This window comes from Mesorhizobium silamurunense, from assembly GCF_014843905.1.
Classification (GTDB): domain Bacteria; phylum Pseudomonadota; class Alphaproteobacteria; order Rhizobiales; family Rhizobiaceae; genus Mesorhizobium; species Mesorhizobium silamurunense.
In genome coordinates this window covers 1-757 of record NZ_LPVS01000189.1, presented here as the reverse complement: position 1 = coordinate 757, position 757 = coordinate 1, and the positions used below count along the sequence as shown (strand labels likewise).

At 58.7% G+C, this 757-nt stretch carries 1 protein-coding gene; it reads left to right on the top strand.

Annotated elements, in window-relative coordinates; all coding sequences use genetic code 11:
* Positions 1-68: 68 nt before the first annotated feature.
* The coding region (locus AU465_RS32980; protein ID WP_192257183.1) for a cyclic nucleotide-binding domain-containing protein at positions 69-757 on the top strand (689 nt) is incomplete at its 3' end.

The window sequence follows — 757 nt, the reverse complement described above, 5'->3', positions numbered from 1 at the left end:
GCGACGCTGCAAACACCAGCGGTACGGGATACAATTACCGGAGCGAATGCGTCCCTGGGATGGCTCAAATGTCCTCCGTCGATTCTCTCGCCGCGAGATTATTGTCGGCGACATTGATGTTCGATCGGGCGTCGTTGCTGGCGCTCGAGGCTTTGGCTGCCGAATCCGACCGTCGGGTCCTGAGACGCGGTGAGGTCCTGGTTCGCGAAGGCGATCCATCGGACAGGTTCTTTGTCGTGCTGTCCGGTCGCTTTACGGTACACAAAGGAGATCCGATTGGCTCGGTCGCCGAGATCGCACAGGGCGAACTAGTCGGCGAAATTGGTTTCTTTGCAGGGCTGCCCCGTACGGCCACTGTCCTTGCAGCGCGCGATTCGATCGTCCTTGAAATCTGTCGTAATCATTTCGAGAAGGCGGCCGAGGCTTTGCCGAACCTGAGAGAGGCGGTCACAATATCTCTGGCGCGCCGGTTCGCCACGCAATCTGCGATTTTGTCACGTCTCCAGAAACCTGCCAAGATCCGAACGCTTGCCATCACTGCAGCCGGCGGAAGTCGCATCTCACCGGTTTTCATCGGGCACCTACAGCAAGCGTTCGGCGCGGTCACGCGCGCTCAGTTCGTTTCCCGGCTTGACGTCCACGCGAAGTTCGCAGGTCGTCCGATCGACGACCGGCCGGTCCTTAACTGGTTGAACGAACTGGAGGCGCAAGCTGAATTCGTTGTCTACGTCGCCGATGAAGAACCTAATGAATGGAC